12 protein-coding genes and 1 pseudogene are annotated in these 19,433 nt (G+C 33.3%); 3 read left to right on the top strand and 10 right to left on the bottom strand.

Annotation, left to right across the window (positions count from 1 at the left end):
• Positions 1-90 precede the first annotated feature (90 nt).
• The gene (locus tag BT156_RS00155) at positions 91-3,258 is read left to right on the top strand and encodes a P-loop NTPase fold protein (RefSeq protein WP_072406037.1); all 3,168 of its coding nucleotides are present in this window, start codon (positions 91-93) and stop codon (positions 3,256-3,258) included.
• Positions 3,259-3,342: 84 nt separating this feature from the next.
• On the top strand, positions 3,343-3,789 hold the full coding sequence (locus tag BT156_RS00150) for a KTSC domain-containing protein (protein ID WP_066757909.1): 447 nt from the start codon (positions 3,343-3,345) through the stop codon (positions 3,787-3,789).
• Positions 3,790-4,168: 379 nt separating this feature from the next.
• Here BT156_RS00150 and BT156_RS00145 read toward each other — a convergent pair whose 3' ends face one another.
• From BT156_RS00145 to BT156_RS00130, 4 genes are all read right to left on the bottom strand, one after another.
• Positions 4,169-7,387: an efflux RND transporter permease subunit gene (locus BT156_RS00145; protein ID WP_072406035.1), complete on the bottom strand. Its 3,219-nt coding sequence runs from the start codon at positions 7,385-7,387 to the stop codon at positions 4,169-4,171.
• A 6-nt stretch (positions 7,388-7,393) separates the two neighbouring features.
• Positions 7,394-8,455, bottom strand: coding sequence for an efflux RND transporter periplasmic adaptor subunit (locus tag BT156_RS00140; RefSeq protein WP_072406033.1), 1,062 nt, complete (start codon positions 8,453-8,455; stop codon positions 7,394-7,396).
• 9 nt (positions 8,456-8,464) lie between these two features.
• Complete coding sequence (locus BT156_RS00135; RefSeq protein ID WP_072406031.1) at positions 8,465-9,817, bottom strand: TolC family protein; 1,353 nt, start codon at positions 9,815-9,817, stop codon at positions 8,465-8,467.
• 86 nt (positions 9,818-9,903) lie between these two features.
• A complete protein-coding gene (locus tag BT156_RS00130) occupies positions 9,904-10,497 on the bottom strand; it encodes a TetR/AcrR family transcriptional regulator (protein WP_072406029.1) in 594 nt (197 codons plus the stop codon).
• A 182-nt stretch (positions 10,498-10,679) separates the two neighbouring features.
• Between BT156_RS00130 and BT156_RS00125 the strand changes: the two genes are divergently transcribed.
• Positions 10,680-14,006, top strand: a complete 3,327-nt coding sequence (locus tag BT156_RS00125) for a T9SS type B sorting domain-containing protein (protein WP_072406027.1) — start codon at positions 10,680-10,682, stop codon at positions 14,004-14,006.
• A 39-nt stretch (positions 14,007-14,045) separates the two neighbouring features.
• Here BT156_RS00125 and BT156_RS00120 read toward each other — a convergent pair whose 3' ends face one another.
• From BT156_RS00120 to BT156_RS00095, 6 genes and pseudogenes are all read right to left on the bottom strand, one after another.
• The gene (locus tag BT156_RS00120; protein ID WP_072406025.1) at positions 14,046-14,870 is read right to left on the bottom strand and encodes a CvfB family protein; all 825 of its coding nucleotides are present in this window, start codon (positions 14,868-14,870) and stop codon (positions 14,046-14,048) included.
• 131 nt (positions 14,871-15,001) lie between these two features.
• Positions 15,002-15,592 (bottom strand): annotated as a pseudogene (locus BT156_RS22545) (DUF4476 domain-containing protein).
• Between the two features lie 369 nt (positions 15,593-15,961).
• Complete coding sequence (lpdA, locus tag BT156_RS00110; RefSeq protein ID WP_072406023.1) at positions 15,962-17,365, bottom strand: dihydrolipoyl dehydrogenase; 1,404 nt, start codon at positions 17,363-17,365, stop codon at positions 15,962-15,964.
• A gap of 134 nt (positions 17,366-17,499) precedes the next feature.
• Positions 17,500-17,826 (bottom strand): hypothetical protein, encoded by a 327-nt coding sequence (locus BT156_RS00105; protein WP_072406021.1) that lies wholly within the window; start codon positions 17,824-17,826, stop codon positions 17,500-17,502.
• Positions 17,827-17,890: 64 nt separating this feature from the next.
• Positions 17,891-18,241: a hypothetical protein gene (locus BT156_RS00100; RefSeq protein ID WP_072406019.1), complete on the bottom strand. Its 351-nt coding sequence runs from the start codon at positions 18,239-18,241 to the stop codon at positions 17,891-17,893.
• 82 nt (positions 18,242-18,323) lie between these two features.
• A complete protein-coding gene (locus BT156_RS00095) occupies positions 18,324-19,388 on the bottom strand; it encodes a glycosyltransferase (protein WP_228429896.1) in 1,065 nt (354 codons plus the stop codon).
• Positions 19,389-19,433: the final 45 nt, after the last annotated feature.

Genomic DNA, 19,433 nt, shown 5'->3' with positions numbered 1-19,433 from the left:
TTTTTCAGGAGCCTTTTGGGCTCCTGTTTTTTAATCAAAATTTTGCTTAATAGGAGAAATTGAATTAATTTAGTGAAAACTATAACCCACATGGAATCACTTTTACCATTAATTGAATCTTCTCATATAATCCGTCTTAGTATATCTCCAAATGAAGCAGATATTGCTATCACATCTATTAACGATTTTGGAACTCCCGGTGAGTTAAATCAATATGTGTTAAATGAATATGGTTATTTAAAAAGTGACCTTCCTAAAACTACAGAAATCAGTTACGGTTTTGCAACGCTTGAAAAGAAAGATAAAAAACCAATATTATTTGTCGTTACTGTAAATGGTCAAAATGTTTCTTTAAATTTAGAAAGTAATTTATTTAAAACGTTATCAGAATTTCGTGGGTGGTTTAGAAGTAAAACTCTATGGATTCCCCTGATGGGAACAGGAGCAGGTGAGTTATCTTTAGAAGAAAGTTATAAAATAACAGTTAATGTAATTAATCATTTTCAAAAAGAGTTTCCAACTGAAACAACAATTTTACTATCAATCCCTAATAATATTGAAGGAATTAAACTCTTTAATAAATTAGGAAATAGTTTAAATAATGAATTGATTGACCATTTAAATTTTGTAAAAGAAAACAATATTAATTTTTATTTAGCTGGTACAATATGGAATGGTGAAAATCAAATACAGAGGTTTTACGATAAAAAAATATGGGAAAAGGGACATGATGACAGTAGTTATTCAGATATAATTCTAGATATCAAACAAGATGATATTATAATTCTAAAATCAACATATGCTTCAAACGGGATTAGCTACCTAAGAATAAAAGCTATAGGAATTGTTCGTGAAAATTTAAAAGATGGAGCAACAATTTTGGTTGATTGGAAAATTAAAGATATTTCTATTGATATTGAAAACTTGGGATACTTTAGGAATACGATACAAAGTATATACATGGATGAAGTAGAATATATTTTATCAAAGGTAGATCCTTTGTATCTAGATATCTTTTTATTCCCAAAAATAATAAATATTAAAGAAAAAATAGCTGGCTTAATTAGTGATTCAGATGATGGTATTGACTATTTAGAAATTGAAAAAGATGTAAACGCCTTTGCTAAAGTAATTGCAGCAAAAAGCTTCGAACCTCCTTTAGCTATTGCCTTATTTGGGAAATGGGGATCTGGGAAAAGTTTTTTCATGAAAAAATTAAAAACTAAAATCACAGATTTATCAGAAATAAATAATACTTATTGCGAAGGTATAGCACAAATTCATTTTAATGCTTGGTCATATATGGATTCTAATTTATGGGCAAGTATTGTAACAAGAATATTTGAAGAACTAAATAGCTATATTAACCAAAACAAAAAAAGTGATATTTTAAAAAAAGAAATTGAAAAAGAATTATCATCACATTTATCTATTGCAAAAGAAGAAGTTGACCTTTTAAATAATAAAAAAAGTATCCTAGAACAACAAATTTTTAATTTACATAACAAAAAAAATAATCTCGAAAGAGAAATAGATGATAATATAAAAAAAATCCAGCAAAATACTATTTGTGATATAATTAAAAATGTCAATAAAGAATTTAATGTAAAAAAAGAAGTTATCGATTCCTTAGAAAAAAATAACTCATTTATTAATAGTAAAGAAGAATTAGAAAAAATAATTCCTGAAAAATATTGGGACGATCCCGAAAAAACTTATCAAATAATAAGATCAAAATATACTTTTCTCAAAGAGTTCTTTCGCAAGGATAAAATTCTTTCAAATATTTTGTGGCTTGCTTTCATTTTAGTTCTTATAGCATGTATTCCTTTTATCTTGGAATTATTCACTAAAAAAATAAGTGGAATGAGTTTTTTAATTCCGCAGGCTACTCTTTCAGTTCTTATAACTTGTAGAGTAATTTGGTGCAGAGGAGAAGCTATATATAAAAAGCTTCAACCAGCGATTGCTTCTTTTTGGAAAATAAAAGAAAAATATGAGATAAGTATTAACGAAGCAAAGGCGAAATTTGAACAAGAAGAAAAAGTAATAAAACTTATAATTGAAAAAAATAAATCCGAAATACTTCTTATTTCTGAACAAATTCAAAAGACTGAAATATTAAAAACTGATTTGGAATTTAGAATAAGTAATGCATTAACAACTGAAACTCTTTATTCTTTTATAGACAAGCGTTCCAAAAGTAACGATTACAAAAAGCATTTAGGCATAATTTCGACAATCAGGAAAGACTTTGAGATATTAAATGATCTGTTTATTGGTCATAATGAAGAATTTAACAAAACAACAAATGTTGAACTATTTAAAAGCAAATTCAAAAAACCTTTAGAAAGAATTATACTTTATATTGATGACCTGGACAGATGCCCTGAAGAAAATGTAGTTCAAGTCCTTGAAGCAGTCAATCTTTTAATGGCATTTCCTCTTTTTGTTGTAGTTGTAGGTGTTGATTCTCGATGGGTGAAGAATGCTTTAAACAAAAAGTATAATACTCAATTTGATGATTCAAATAACTTAATTGAAGTTTTAGAGGTATCAAATTATTTAGAAAAAATATTTCAGATTCCTTTTCATCTAAAAGTCGCTGAAGATTCTAATGTAAAAGATATGATTAGAAATCTTGCACAATATAAAATAAAAAAAATAACAGATTTAGCTGAACTTCTACCAATTAATGAATCAGTCGATGTTAATAATGAAAATGTTAGAGAAAATAAAAGCACACAAGTAATTGATACAAAAGAAAGCCCAACAATAAAAGGAAATGGAATTATTAATAATCTTAATGACCCAGAAGATTTGATATTAAATGATAATGAGGTTGAGCTAATGCAAGAAATGTCAGAAGTCGTAGGAAATAATCCAAGATGTATAAAAAGATTTGTAAATACATTTAGAGTTATAAAAGCACATGAGGAATTTAACTATCCTGATGATTCAAATAAGGAAATTATTGCCATATTATTTCTTATAGCTTTACCTCTTGGTAAATATAAAAATCTTGTAAAGTCTTTTGAAAAATATATGTATGAAAACAACAATAAAATGCTATATGACTATTTAAAATATGATGATAGCAATCTTTTTAATCTTAAAGACAATATTTCTGAATTAAAACACAACTTGGATGTGGTTTTAACAGATAAGAAAATTTATTCTATACTTCAAGAAACTAATTTTAATATTTTTATAAAACATAATGGATTTATTCGAAGATTTACTTTCTCTCAATTATAACTACCAAATAAATTAATACTGAATAACTTACGGTTTTTAAAATAAAAAAGCTTAATTTTGCACCCCGAAATAAGGATCATACATATGAAAAGAGTTGGTGAGCACAGAAAGCTTCTTGGGGTTGATAAAACCGTTACGTTGAAAGAATTAAAAACAATTTACAGGAATACGATGAAAGATACGCATCCTGATAAATTTGTGAATGATGAAGCTGGCAAACTGGAAGCTGAAGAAAAAAGCAAATCTATCATTGAAGCGTACCACTTTTTGGTGAGCATCAACGAAGAGACGCAGGAAAAATATAAAGAAGAATATACTGAGACGATCACAAAATCTAATATTCAGGATTTTTATTTGGAGAAATCTATTTTGAAAGTTCAGCATTTGAACGGGAAAATGTTTGAATATATCGGAGTTCCAAGAAATACCTATATCAAAATGGTGAATGCAGATTCTCCAAGCCGTTTCGCAAGAAGACACATCTATGGAAATTTTATCTTTAGAAAGTCTGGTGAAGTGATGGCAGATTAATTTTTCCATATACAACATAAGCAAAGGCTTTCAGTTCATTCTGGAAGCCTTTTTTTATTGAAACTTTAAAATATTATTTTTTGTTGGTTAATCGCAAGGGCGCAAAGATTTTTAACATTTATACCGTTTTAAGGCGCAAGAAAATCAAAGATTTTCGGCAAGTTCTGCAGTTTAAATTTTATCGTAGATAAAATCCTTTCGACTTAAATACAATGTTTTAATTATAAACTTGCGACTTTGCGATTAACCAACAATATGTAACTTTTTCATAAGTTTATCATTACAATTGGTGACTTCGAGTGCCTCAGTCGCCAATTTTAAAACACAAAAAAAGCGTACCATTTCTGGTACGCTTTTTAGGTTAATTAAGGTTGTTATATTAATCTACGTGTTTCGGTGTGTAACCGTCTTCACTTAGTTCTTTATGTTCATATTCAGCCTTCATTTCAGCATCGTAGTCTACTTTTTCACCCATATTGGTTCCAAACCATTTATTAAATAATCTTGTAAAGAAATTAATTGTTGATTCCATAAGAGAATACACTACCGGTACAATGATCAACGTCAGGAATAATGATGATGTTAAACCACCGATAATTACCCAAGCCAATCCGTTGTTCATCTCCGCTCCTGCTCCTTTTGCAATAGCAATCGGGATCATACCGAAGATCATCGCAATCGTTGTCATCAAGATCGGACGAAGACGTGCGTGGTTCGCCTGAATCAAAGCGTCATGCGTATTGGCACCGGCTTCTTTTCTCATATTCGCAAAGTCGACAATCATAATCGCGTTCTTTGCTACCAATCCAATCAACATGATCATCCCCAGCATCGTAAAGATGTTTAATGAGTTTCCGGTGATGGCCAAAATTACCATTACCCCGATCAATGCCAGAGGAATAGAGAATAGTACCACGAACGGATATACAAACGAGTCATACAGTGAAACCATTACCAGATAAACCAATACGATAGCAGCCATCAATGCAATTCCTAATGTACCGAAACCTTCAGTCTGGTTTTCCATATCACCACTCCAGATGTAGCTTACCCCTGCAGGTTTAGTCTTTTCATTGTCCATAAACTGAGCTGCCCATTCGTTGGCAACGTCTCCTACAGGACGACCTACTACTTTAGATTTTACCTTTACAGAAGGTGCTTTATCTCTACGTTCCAATAAACTTGGTCCGGAACCCATTTTTACATCAGCAAACTGACTTAATCTGATCTGCTCTCCCTTAGGGTTCGTAAACATCAGGTTTCTTACATCATCAATCGACTGTCTGTTGGCATCCCCAAAACGGATGTTGATATCATATTCGTATTCTCCGGCTCTGAATTTTCCGTCTGTATTTCCACTGAATGCAGTCTGCATCGTTTGTCCTACACTTGAAAGATTTAAACCTAAAGAAGCCATTTTATCTCTGTCGATATTCACCTGAACTTCCGGGCTTCCAGAGTCAGTTGATAATTCAGCATCTACAGAACCGGGAACTTTTTTAAGTAATTCAAGAATTCTGTTTGCTTCTTTATTTGCCGTTTCGTTATCCTGAGCCGTTACAACCATTTCAATTGGGGCATTATCTGCTCCCATTAATCCGATTGGTGCTGTTTTAAATTCAACTCCTGTGAATTTTTCTTCCAACGCTCTCTTGATTTTTGCAGATTTGATATCTGTACTTTCATTACGCTCAGATTTATCAACCAAAATAACCTGAATCTCTGACTGATACAATGTAGCCTGTGCCCCACCAAAACCTGATGACTGCTGACCAACTGTTGTGATCATATCCACTACATCTTTATCATTTCTAAGGTATTTTTCAACCGCTAAAGTAACCTGATTGGTTTTTTCTACAGAAGCATCTTTTGGTAACTCCATCTGAACAAGGAACTGTCCTCTATCCATTTTAGGGAAAAATTCACCTCCGATAAATCCGAATGCAACCAACATGAATGAAGAAATCAAGATAATGAACGTTACGATCACGGTCATCACTCTTCTTAATGTAGATTTCAGCACCCACTCCAAAATTCCTGTAATCCAGTGTGTGAATTTTTCCAATTGCTTTTCAAACCAAAGGATAAATTTCTCAAAAGGATTTTTACCTGTTAAATGTACCAATTTACCATATCTTGAAGATAACCAAGGAATGATGGTAAATGAAGCTAATAATGAGAATAATGTTGCAATAACTACGGTTACACAGAACTGCGCCAGGATATCAGATACCAACCCTGAACTCATCGCGATCGGTAAGAATACCACCACAATTACCAAGGTAATCGCTGTTACGGTAAATCCAATTTCTGAAGCACCATCGTAAGCTGCACGAATTCTGCTTTTCCCCATCTCCATGTGACGGTAAACGTTCTCCAAAACCACAATCGCGTCATCCACAAGGATACCAACTACCAATGAAAGTCCTAATAAACTCATCAAGTTTAGGGTATACCCCATCAGATACATTCCGATTACCGTTGCAATCAATGACATCGGAATAGAAACCATTACGATAAATGCGTTTCTGATGTTGTGAAGGAACAATAACATTACTACTGCTACCAGGATAATCGCCAAGAATAAATCGAAGATTACATGATCTGCCGCTTCAAGCGTAAAGTCTGTTGTATCATCTACAATATTAATTTTAACTCCCTGAGTTTTATAGTTGTTCTGAACATCAGCAATTGTTTTCTGAATAGCTTCTGAAACTGAAACCGCGTTGGCATCAGATTGTTTTTTAACCTGAAGTAAAATCGTTGAATTCTGATTGTATCTTGCTACTTTTTCAACATCCTTTTGGGTATCGAAAACTGTTGCAATATCAGACAAACGAACCTGAGCTCCATCTTTATTAGAAACCACAAGATTGTTCATTTCCTGAACGTTTCTATACTTCCCTGAAAGTCTGATCGTAGATCTTGAAGTTCTCGTCTTCAAAGCTCCCGTAGGGAAATCTAAGTTTGAAGAAAGAATTGCCTGCTGTACATCTGCGATGGCAAGACCGTACCCCTGCATTTTCTTTTCATCTAAACTCACCTGAATTTCTCTCTCCTGTCCACCTACAAGATCAACCTGAGCTACACCGTTTACACGGGAAAAAATAGGCTCTATTTTTTTATCTAAAAGGTCATAAAGATCTTTATTATTCAATTTATCACTGGAAATACTCAACGTCATGATCGGTAAATCATCCAGTGAGAATTTTTGCAGTGATGGCGGATCTGCATCGTCCGGAAGGTCTGCTAAAATTGCATTTACCTTTCTCTGAGCATCATTCAACGCATAGTTTACGTCGGCACCGGTATTCAGCTGAACCATAATTACCGATAAACTTTCGTAAGATGAAGATTCTACCTTTTTTACGTTTTCAAGGGAACCAACGGCATCTTCAATCTTTCGGGTTACCGAAGTTTCCACCTCAGCAGGCGAAGCTCCCGGATATACCGTAGAAATGGTTACCATATTGGTTTCAAACTTCGGAATCAACTCGTACCCCATCATGGAGTAACTTAATAAACCACCCAGCGTAAGTATCGTAAACAATACAATAACCAGGGACGGTCTTTTAATGGATATTTCTGCTAACTTCATCTTCTGTTACTTTACGATATTGATTTTCGAACCGTTATCAAGGTTAATCTGTCCGCTGGTAATTACCTGTTCACCGCCATTCAGTCCGCTTAAGATCTGAATTTTATCGCCGTAAACTTTTCCGGTTTGTACTTTGATCAATTTAGCAGTTCCGTTGTTTACGATAAACAATTGTCCTGAACTTACTCCGTTTACGAAAGCTTCTGCAGGAACTGTCAGCATATTTTGAGTTTCAGCACCGTGATTTGTTTTAAATGTAGCCGTTGCGTACATCCCTGCTTTTAAGTTCCCTCTGTTCTGAACTTCAATTTCAACCGGGAAATTTAAGGAAGCATCACTTTTAGGAGCAATAAACGTAATTCTACCGCTGAAAGAATCTTCAGGTAAAACATTAACATTAATGGGAACTTCCTGACCTAACTGGATTCTTCCGATCTGGCTTTCGTCAACCAAAACTGAAAGTTTTAAGCTGTTAATATTGACGATTTCGAACATAGAAGTTCCTATAGAAACCACAGTCCCCGGCTCAACCATTTTTTTATTGATTGTTCCGCTGATTCCTGCACGGATACTTGTATCATTTACTCTTACTCCCTGAGCTCTTACTGCAACCTGCGCATTTTTCAATTGCAATCTTGAGTTATCCAGCTGTTGTTTTGTAACACCTCCTGTTTTATATGCATTTTCGTAACGTTGGTTATCGATCACTGCATTTTGCAAGTTGTTTTGAGCCTGAGAAATGTCAACTTCAATCGCATCTCTTTTAATTGTTGCTAAAACCTGACCTGCTCCAACTCTTGACCCTTCTTTTACCAAAACGTTTACAATACGTCCTGCAATTTCAGAAGATTGATTCATCTCCTGCTTTGGAATGAAAGTTCCGTTTGCCGTATAATCGGTATCGATATTTTCTCTTGCTACTGTTACAATGTTTACATTGATCTTGTCAACCTGCTTAGCAACTTCCTTTACTTCTGTATCCTGTTTCTTCTTATTATCAGCAATTTTATATGCTGCTAAACCAACAAGTACAGCTGCCACGATGATATATATTAAAGTTTTTTTCATTATAGTTTATTATGGGTTTTGTAATGTGTTTAATTCTCCTTTAGCTTTAATTAGCTTAATTTCAGCTTGTTTATAATCCAACAAAGCATTTGAATAGTTCTGTTTTGCCTGCGTTAAAGCATTTTCAGAATCCAGAACTTCAGTAAGTGTCGCTAAACCGTACTGATAGTTGGACTGTGTGTTTTTCTGAACTCTTTCAGCCAAACCTACATTGTCTTTCATGCTTTCGATATTAATTAATGCATTTTCCATATTGGTGATTGCATTTTTATAATCTAAACTTAAACTTAACTGTGTATTCTGAATATCCACATCAATATCCTGAATATCGATTTCAGCCTGATTGATCTTCGCCTTTGTAGCACCACCCGTGAAAATCGGAATATTTACATTTAAACCAATCGCTGAATAATCACTCCAAAGAACTCCGTTGTTAAGACCGTTTGTAAGAGGGAATTTAGATCCTTGTCCGCCCCAGCCATAATTGGCAACCAAACTTACTGTAGGGTACAAATACGCTTCCGTAGCTTTTTTATTATATACAAGAAGCTCTCTGTTTTTGTTTAAAACTTTGATCTCTGTACGGTCGTCCAGATTGATATTGCTTGCGATTAATTCTGGTTTTGGTTCAATTGTTTTTTCTTCAAGCTCAATATCAGTCCCGATTGGAACTCCCATGTAAAACTTCAAAGCATTTTTTGAAAGTTCCACAGAATTGATCAATGTTTGCTTGCTTGAACCAATATTGGTTAACTGAACGTTTGTACGATCTAAATCGATCCCTTTTGCTAAACCGTTATCAACTAAACTTTTAATAACATTTCTTACTTTTTCAGTATTTTTATAACTCGCTTCTACCGTCTTCAAATTTTCTTCCTGTACAAAAACCTGATAATAAGCTGTTGCCACATTTTCGATGATCTGTTCGTTCGTCAACTGAGCATTCAAAACATAGAATTCTCTTGTTGATTTTGCAGCCTTAAGACCTGTAAAAACTCTTTGGTCAAAAATTGCCTGCTGAACCTGTACCGAAGCAGTAGAACTCCAAGGCTGTCCCAGTTGGGCTCTTATTCTCTCTCCTCCAAATTCAAGCAAAGATTCCTGAATGATCGGGTTATACGTTAACCCCGCAGTAGCACTTATCTGTGGCAAAGCTCCGGCTCTGGCTTCGTCAATCTTATATTCAGCTTTTTTGATCTGTAAAGCAGCTTTTTTGGCTTCTGCTTTATTTTGAAGTGCCTGTTTGATAGCCTCCTGTAAGGAAACCTGCTGTTGTGCAGACACAGATGAAAAGCCGAAAATCATAAATGCAGCAGCTATCCCAATTTTTAGCTTATTTGCAGTTATATGTTTTCTTTTCATAATTTTATACTTCGTTTATTTTTTAATGTATATTATTTTCTTATATCTATAAATGACGAATCATTTCTTAAAATACTTTAACATATTTAGTTTTTAAATAACATATTTAAAATAATGTTTTTTCTTTCCGAAATAATTTTGTCAAATTCAGTATCGTTGAGCATGAGATTCTCTAAAAATAACGGACGAGCTGCACTCGGAAAAACTAAAAGTGAAATCATATTCAAAAGAAACTGAACGGGCGCCATTTTCTCAATATTTCCTAATCCCATTTCTATTTCAATATCTTCATAAAGCCTTTTCAAATCATGTTCTTCCACATCTCTTGCATGGCAACTTCCTTTATTGATCTGAGAAACAATATAAGTTTCAAGATAAGGATACTGAAGACTTGTAGATAAGCTTCCTTCGATAAACTCGGCAATTTTAGCTTTAAAAGGAAGATCAGAAGTCATTATAATCTCAGATTTTTCTTTTTCCACTCTGTGCGCTTCATCAAAAATTATCTGAATCAATTTGTCTCTTGAACGGAAATAATAATTAATAAGCGTTCTGTTGACTCCCGCTTCATCTGCAATTTCTTGTGTAGTAGCGTTAAATTTCCCTTTCACAAAAAATAAATTCTTTGCGGTCTCTTTTATTAGTTCCTGTGTTTGATCTTTTTTTTCTTGTTTTGACATTTTTGTTAAACAATTTTGTGCAAATATAAACCAATCATCTGTTTTGACAAAATTGTTAAACAAAATAATTAATGAAATTTATTATGATTTGCATCATGTTTTGAGTCTTCAGTTAGAGATTAATTATACTTAACCTTTGATAAGCAGGCTGTTTTTATATCTTTGCCGAAAATTAATAATCGATGCGAAAAATTTTATTTCTTTTCATACTCTTTAGCGGTGTATTTCTGTTTTCACAAAATTTAATGTGGCATTTTGAAACAAGAACTACAACAAACACCACTAAACATTTCGTACAATACAGCGCAACCGATTCTCAAGGAAATATTTTTGTAGGAGGTAATTATGGTACTCCGTTTTCAATAGGGGTCAGTAATATTTCATTTGGTTCTATCTCTCTTAATTCCAACAGTACAGAAATGGGAAGAGCTGTAGTGGCTAAGCTTGATAAAAACAAAAATGTATTATGGGTTAAGGAAATTAAGTCAGATTATGTTTCATACGTTACCTCTCTGGCAGTTGACAAAATGGATAATCTTATTATTTCCGGGGCTGCTGATGGGAATAATTTAAAACTAAACCCAAATACTAATGATATTTTTGCTCAAAATAATTACGAAGGAGTTGGATTTATTACCAAATGGAATAACAATGGATTTTTTATATTTGGAAATGTTTACCGATATGGTTCTAGTTTCACGAGTACTATAGACGAAAATAATGACATTGTGACTTTAGGCAGATATGCAAACTACAACGGATCTTTTACTGATTTTGATCCCGACCCAAACGTAGTTCATCCCTTACCAGCTCCTAATGGCTCATTCCTAATGAAAAATGCATCAAATGGAGCACTTTCTTGGGCAATACCTATTCATACAGCAGAACTCAATTGTGTAAAAGTAAATAAAAATAACGAAATCGTTGTTTTAGGAAATTATAATGGAACTTTGATCATTAATTCTTCGCAGTATTTTCCAGCTAATATCCCCCAAGCTACCAATAGATTTTTCTTAGCAAAATTCAGTTCCGCAGGAACTACTCAATGGCTTCAGCATTTGGCACACGGACCTTCAATGAATGCAGTATCAAACTCAAAAATTGCGATTGATAACGATAACAATATTTATACTGCCAACACTTTTTATGAGCCACAAACTTTTAACTTCACGAATGCATCGGTAAACCTTCCCACAGGAGGAAGAAATGTAATTTATAAGGTAAATAATAACGGTCAACATGTATGGAACTCCGTGATTAAGGCTGATGATGGTTATGATTTTCTTACGATTGGTTTAAATACAGATAATACAATCAATTTTTTTGTAAAATATTCAGATGAAATTTTTAAAGTTATTAACGGGAATGACGGTAGCGAGGAAACTGTAAAAAGATTAGATCTGTTTCAAAATTATATAGGTTACGGTTCGCATTCATCGAGGGCTTATTATTTGAAATTCAGAAATGATGGAAAATTAATATATAACAAAAGTGATTTTTCCACTTATTCTTTAAGTCAAAACATTGATTATGAAGGAAATATTATTAATGCCGGAAATTTTGATAGTTTTCAAGATTTTAATCCTGATCCTGATGTGAAGGAAATTGTAGCATATCAAGGCTATCAGAATTCTTTTGTTCAAAAATTCGGAAAATGTTATAACGGAACTCCTGATGGAGATAAAACACAGACTTTTTGTTCATTAACAAACCCTACAATTCAAGATCTTTATCCTAAAACATCTTATACAACATGGTATAATTCACCGATTTCAACAACTCCTCTAGCTGGCAACACTCCATTACAAAACAATGCAACTTATTATGCATCAGTACAAGACGAATCTTGCCCTTTTAACTCAAAAAGACTGGCCGTTAATGTAGTTATTAAAACGTCACCTCCTCAACTTGTTGTAAATGATTTTTATTTCTGTTCTAATGTAAGTCAAATGACACTTAATCAATTGAATATTAATAGCAATCAAAACATCCATTTCTATGATATCAATGGAAATCTACTAAGCAATTACGCTTATATTGTTTCAGGAGCAACTTATTTTGTAGCTCAATATAATAATGGATGTGAAAGTGAAAAGACACCTTTTAAAGTATTTTCAATACAAGGAACAACTCCAACAGCAAATACAAATCAATCGTTCTGTTTCATTAATCAACCCAAAATTTCAGACATACAAGTTACAGGGCAAAACATCAAATGGTATGATGCAGCAAATAATATTTTACCTTTAACTACTCCACTTGTAAACGGACAGACCTATTACGCTTCACAAACTATAAATGGCTGCGAAAGTAATAAGATTGGTATCCAGATTACGGTAAATAATACTCCAAAACCGACAGGAAATATTACACAGGATTTCTGTGCTTCGGCAAATCCTACGCTAGCAAACTTAGTTGTAACGGGAACTTCTTTAATATTCTACAATGCTGCCGGAAATGTTTTACCTACAACAACTCCGCTTGTTAATGGACAAACTTACTTTGTTACTCAAATTTTAAATGGATGTGAGTCTGAAAAATTGGCTATTGCAGTTACACTTTCAACCAATAATGTTCCTGCACATGACTTTACGGACACATTATGTAATTCAACAACGGCAAATACAATGACAGTAAACCTTCATTCTTATGAAGATGACATCATTGCTAATCCGAATAATTATATTTTCACTTACACAGATAATACGGGAAATATCATTACAAACCCATCAGGTTATGTTTTAAGTATAGGAACAACGATCATTCATGTGAAAGTTGCTACAACGGACGGTTGTTTTATCATTGTAAGATTAAATATAACCCTTAATCCAAAACCTCAGATTAAACTTCCGGACAGTATAGAATTCTGTAAAGGCAAAACGGTAACATTAGACGCCGGAAATGGTTTTGCATCGTATCTATGGAATACCGGAGCAACCACTCAAACAATCACCGTTTCAACTCCTGGAATTTATTTTGTAAAAGTAACGAACAATTTTGGATGTGAAGACATAGATACGATTGAGGTAAAATACTCTATTCTTGCTGAAATTGTTTCTGTAAACATCAATAATAGTACCGCAACGGTTATTCTTTCCGCAACCGGAAATTATGAGTATTCTTTAGATAATTTTATCTGGCAAGATTCAAATATTTTCAATAATCTGACAATTGGAGAATACAAAGTGTATGTAAGAACCAAAGGCGGATGTATTATTGGCGAAAAGATTTTTTCAATTTTTAATATTCCGAATGCTATAACACCAAACGGAGATGGAAGAAACGATAAATGGAAGATTGTTGGACTAGAAAATTACCCCGGAACTGAAATCAATCTTTACGATCGAAGAGGTCTTCCTGTTTTCAAAGAAATCATCTCTAAAAAACCTCTTGAATGGGACGGAAAACTCAACGGAACTCCATTACCTACAGGAAATTACTGGTATACGATAAAAGTTTCCGACGGAAGAGTTTACACAGGTTGGTTACTCATTAAAAACAGAGATTAAACATAAAAAAAGGAGCAGAAAATTCTGCTCCTTTTTATTTTATACTAATTTGATCTTATCATCTAAGATCTCAACAATCTTATCTTTATACAATCCGCCAAGGGCTTTCTTAAAGTTCTTTTTACTCATTTGAAGTGTATCTTGGATCTCTTCCGGAGTAGATTTATCTGACAAATATAATAAACCATAATTGTCATTTAATTTATCCAAAATCTTTTGTTTAAACTCATCAATATTTTCAAAACCTTCAGGCTGTAGAGAAACATCAATTTTTCCATCTTCACGGATTGCTTTGATGTAGCCTTTTTCTTCAGATAACGGATATAGTTTTTTGAAAACGTCGGAAGCGTAAATAAGTCCGATATATTGTTTGTTGATCACAACATTCCAACCTAATTCACTTTCGTTCATTAAGATCAAATCTACTTTATCTCCTTTTTGGAAAGGAAGATCTTCATACTGAGGATTTCTTTTGAACGTTGTAGTTCCTGTGATCAAATCTAGCCTTTCATCAACATACAGATAAACTAGATATCTTTTTCCTTCAAGAATTTTAGACTTCTGCTGTTTGTAAGGAATGAAAAGGTCTTTAATGATCCCCCAATCCATAAACGCACCACTTGGAAGACTCTGTACACAGCCCATTACCGCAAACTCTCCTACTTCTGCTAATGGAGTTTCAGTAGTTGCTTTTAATTTATTATCATCCTGATATACGAAAACTTCAATTTCTTCATCGATTTCTTTTTCTTCATGAACGAAAATTTTAGGCAAAAAAGCTTTTTCACCAGATTCGTCCGTTAATATTAATCCAGAACTTGTTTTTTCTGAAATTTTTAAAGTTTGAGTTTTCCCTAATTGCATTAATGATAAAATTAAGCGACAAAGGTACGGAAAATAATTGCTAGTTTTTGGGTGAGTGTGGTTGAGAGTTTTAGAGTTTGAGCTTCAAAAACAAAAAAGAGAAGCAATCTACTTCTCTTTTTTTATCTTAATTATTTAGCTATAAATTCCCTCAGCTCGCGTTTACTGCTTTCATAATCAAATGCGTCGCTTACCAGAAAATATCTATTTTTATCTACACATCTTTTCTACATAGATTTGGCCAGCATAATTTTGTTTTTATCAAAACTGATAGACTTTACCAGATCTCGGATTTGTTCGGATGTAAATTGTGAATTGCGCATCTGCTGGTTGATCATTGCAATTTTACCGTCATCAAATGGCTCCTTATCAAACATCAAAAAAAACTGACGGAAAGTATTATGATCCATCACATTTCCAGAATTATTCCAATTTCCTGATTGATTATTTCCATACAGATCGTTCCAAACATCATTCCAGTCATTGAAACCGTAAGACTGACTCTGAACCGGATATGAATCTAATAAATACAGCCCATTATTAGTGAAAAAATCCAGTACCAATCTGTTATTATTTCGAAGTTGTAAAGTCGTTCGATAAATTAAAAATCCATTATCATAAATTGAGATCGGAACTCTCCCCGATTGCAAATCAAAAAAACGATATTTCCCGGAATTGTTTGAAATTACTTGATCGCCCAGTTCTACCGTAAAATATCCCATTTCAGGAATTCTAAGAAAGACTTCTGAATACCCATAGTTCTGATTCCATTGATAATTTGGATTTCTTCCTCTGTTATTTTGATTATTCGGATTTCTAAAACCAGAATTATTTGAATTATCATTTCTGTTATCTAAACCTTTGCTCTTGGCCGACTGCATTTCTGTCGCAGAAGCTTCATTTCTTAAAAGCTCTCCTGCCTTTCCTGCTTCCTGTGCAAATGAATAGATTCCTGCAAAAAACAGTAAACCGATAAAAATATTTCTCATAACTAAATTTATTAGGTCAATTTCCATTTTTATGCCAAAAAAAGAGAAACCAAAAATGATTTCTCTTTTATATTTAAATGATTAAAAATTAATCAGTTATAATTACATGTGAATAGGTCTTTTTCCTGTCGCATCCAATGCAGCTTCTTTAATAGCTTCTGCATATGTTGGGTGAGCGTGAGAACTTCTTGCAATATCTTCAGCACTTGCACGGAATTCCATAGCGATTACACCCTCTGCAATTAAGTCAGCAGCTCTTGCTCCGATGATGTGCATTCCTAAAACTTCGTCAGTTTTTTCGTCTGCAAGGATTTTAACCAAACCATCAACATCACCACTAGCACGGCTTCTTCCTAAAGCTCTCATCGGGAAAGATCCAACTTTGTAAGCTACGCCTTCTTCTTTCAACTGCTCTTCAGTTTTACCAACTCCGGCAACTTCAGGCCAGGTGTAAACAACACCAGGAATTAGGTTATAATTAACGTGAGGTTTTTGTCCGGCCAATGTTTCAGCAACAAAAACTCCTTCTTCTTCAGCTTTGTGAGCCAACATTGCCCCTTTGATAACGTCACCGATCGCGTAGATGTTGGCAACGTTAGTCTGTAAGTGATCGTTTGTTTTTACTCTTCCTCTTTCGTCAAGCTCAACACCTGCTTTCTCCAATCCAAGACCGTCTGTGAAAGGTTTTCTGCCTACAGAAACTAGACAGTAATCTCCTTCAACAGTTACTTCTTCTCCTTTTTTATCTTTAGCCGTAATTTTTACAGTATCTCCATTTCTTTCAACTGCAGAAACCGCTGTAGAAAGCATGAATTTCATCCCCTGTTTTTTAAGAACCTTAGTTAATTCTTTACTTAAAGCTCCGTCCATTGTAGGAATGATCTTGTCCATAAATTCAACAACAGTTACCTGAGCTCCTAATCTTAGGTAAACTGAACCTAATTCAAGACCGATAACTCCACCTCCGATCACTACCAAATGCTTAGGAATTTCCTTAAGGTTTAAAGCTTCCGTAGAAGTAATTACTCTTTCTTTATCTAATGTAATGAAAGGCAATGAAGACGGCTTAGAACCCGTTGCAATGATTGTATATTTAGAATCGATCGTTTCCGTAGAACCATCGTTTTTCGTTACTTTGATCTGAGTGGCAGACTCGAAGCTTCCAACACCTTCAAAAACAGTGATTTTGTTTTTGTTCATCAGATAGCTGATTCCGTCTGTATTTTGCTTGATAACTTCGTTTTTACGCTCAATCATTCTTGCAATGTCTGCCTGAGGCTCATTGATAATGATTCCGTGACCTGCGAAATTATGTTTTGCATTTTCGAAATGTTCAGAGCTGTCTAAAAGCGCTTTTGACGGAATACATCCCACGTTAAGACAAGTTCCGCCTAAAGTTGGGTATTTTTCAATAATTGCTGTTGTGAAACCTAATTGTGCAGCACGAATTGCAGCAACATAACCACCAGGACCAGAACCGATTACGGTAACATCGAATTGACTCATGTTATTTTATGAATTTGTTTATTATTAAATTTCTTTATTCTTACAAATTTACTGATTAATTACCACGTGAGAAAGTGAGATTTGTCAAATTTATATATTGAATTTAAGGTTTGAAAAAATATATAAAACAGTTATTATCTATTTGCCCTTATCCATATGATTACTGCAAGAACAATTGCAGCAATTCCAAATCTAGGCCCCGCTAAAGTCATTAATACTATCCCTGAAAAAAAAATAATAGTACCCACTATATATAGTATGATGCTAATAATAGTACGATATTTATTTTTTTGTTTTAATACTTTCTGTTTTTCAGCATGTATTTCCTTCATTACTTCATCTACATCCTGTTTATTATAACCTTCCTGAAGTATTAATCGGTAAATATATTTTTCATTATAATTTCCAGCGACGTATTTTTTATACTTACTGTGTATTTCTTTTTTTAATTCGTCATTCATGGTTTTTTTAAAATTTCAATTATTTTAATTGATTTTTAATAGTGTTTTTAATTTAAAACAGAATTTACACATCCACGTTCACTTTCCCTTCACCAAATGTTCCCGTACTTTGAAAATAAGAGCCTCCATAAACATACCATTCCAGATTTTCTAAAAATTCCACGGCATTTTCCGGAGTTATTTGTGAACGGTCTTTTTTAGTAACAATTCCTTTATACCATCTTCCGGATTTAGAATGATGCTCAAATTCAACAAAATAATGAATCCAAATTCTCTGACAAAGCTTGCATTGTTGAATCATTACTTCGGCATTTCTTCCATTAGTATGGTCTATTCCTAATTCTGAACTTCTGTATTCAGTATAATCGGAGGTAGGTTTTTCGCAAGCGCATCCAATTTTGGGGATTTTTTTCATGTATTAAATATTGACTTTTTAGATAAAATTTTGGAGAGCAAATGTAAGGAAATATAAAAGCTCATAAAATAGGTTACGATGATTATTTCTTCATTAAATCAAGCAAAACCTTTTCATATTTATCTAAAATAATATCCTTTGAAAACCTTGATCTGATTGAATTTTTAATAGAATCTTTATCATAACTTCCATGCAGAATGCTCATTACTTTTTGTGAAAAATCTTCGTAATTTTCAATATCAGAAACTTCTCCGTTAACTCGAGGCTGAATGATTTCATTAATTCCACCCGGACAATTATTCGCCAAAGAATACGTTCCGCAAGCTCCGGCTTCCAATAAAACATTCGGGAAACCCTCATACCTTGATGAAAGAATAAAAAGATCGGCAAATTTCAGAAACTGATAAGGATTTTCCTGTCTTCCATGAAAGAAAACGTTCTTTAATCCTAAGAAATCTTTCATTTGATGTAAAATTTCCCTGTCTTTTCCGTCTCCTAAAATATGGAGTAAGATATTTTCATTTTTAAGCCTTGAAAAGACTTTCAACAAGTTATCGAAACCCTTTCTGGAAGATAAGTTTCCAATGGCTACAACATTTTTATAATTGTATTTAAAGCTTTCGGGCTTTACAGCTGTTGATAGTTTTTGATTTATAAATTCAAAATCGACAGGATTATTTATTTTAATAATTTTATTCGACTTAATATTGAAATTACCCGTTAAATCTTTCATCATATCATCACTTTGCGCAATGATTCTCTGATAGTTATTGTAAAAATTATAGAAAAATTTTATCTCTTTTCTTGTTACATGTTCTGTAACCACATTTGTTTCTCTTGCGATAAATTTTGTTCGTGGAAAAAGCTTAATAAATAATGCCAAATAAGCATTTACTTCTCCAAATCCGGAAAACACAATATCCGGTTTTCTTCTATAAATTTCAGCAAGAATAGGCTTTAAAGAATGTCTGATTCTTTCTGTATTAATATCAATAATTTCAACATCTTCTTTAACAAGATTAAGATATCCGCCTTTTTTACGTAAAAGCAAAATCTTAGGTTCAAACCGATCTCTGGAAAGGTGGTTTGCAATCGTGGTAACAATTCTTTCTGCGCCTCCGGTTTCAAGATCCGGCAGAATAAACATAACAGAAATTTTTTTCGTCATAGTAAAAACCTTACCCACAAAGGG

It is taken from the genome of Chryseobacterium limigenitum (assembly GCF_900114875.1).
Lineage (GTDB): Bacteria > Bacteroidota > Bacteroidia > Flavobacteriales > Weeksellaceae > Chryseobacterium > Chryseobacterium limigenitum.
Note: the sequence above shows the minus strand (reverse complement) of the source record. Positions and strands in the feature narration are given on the sequence as shown.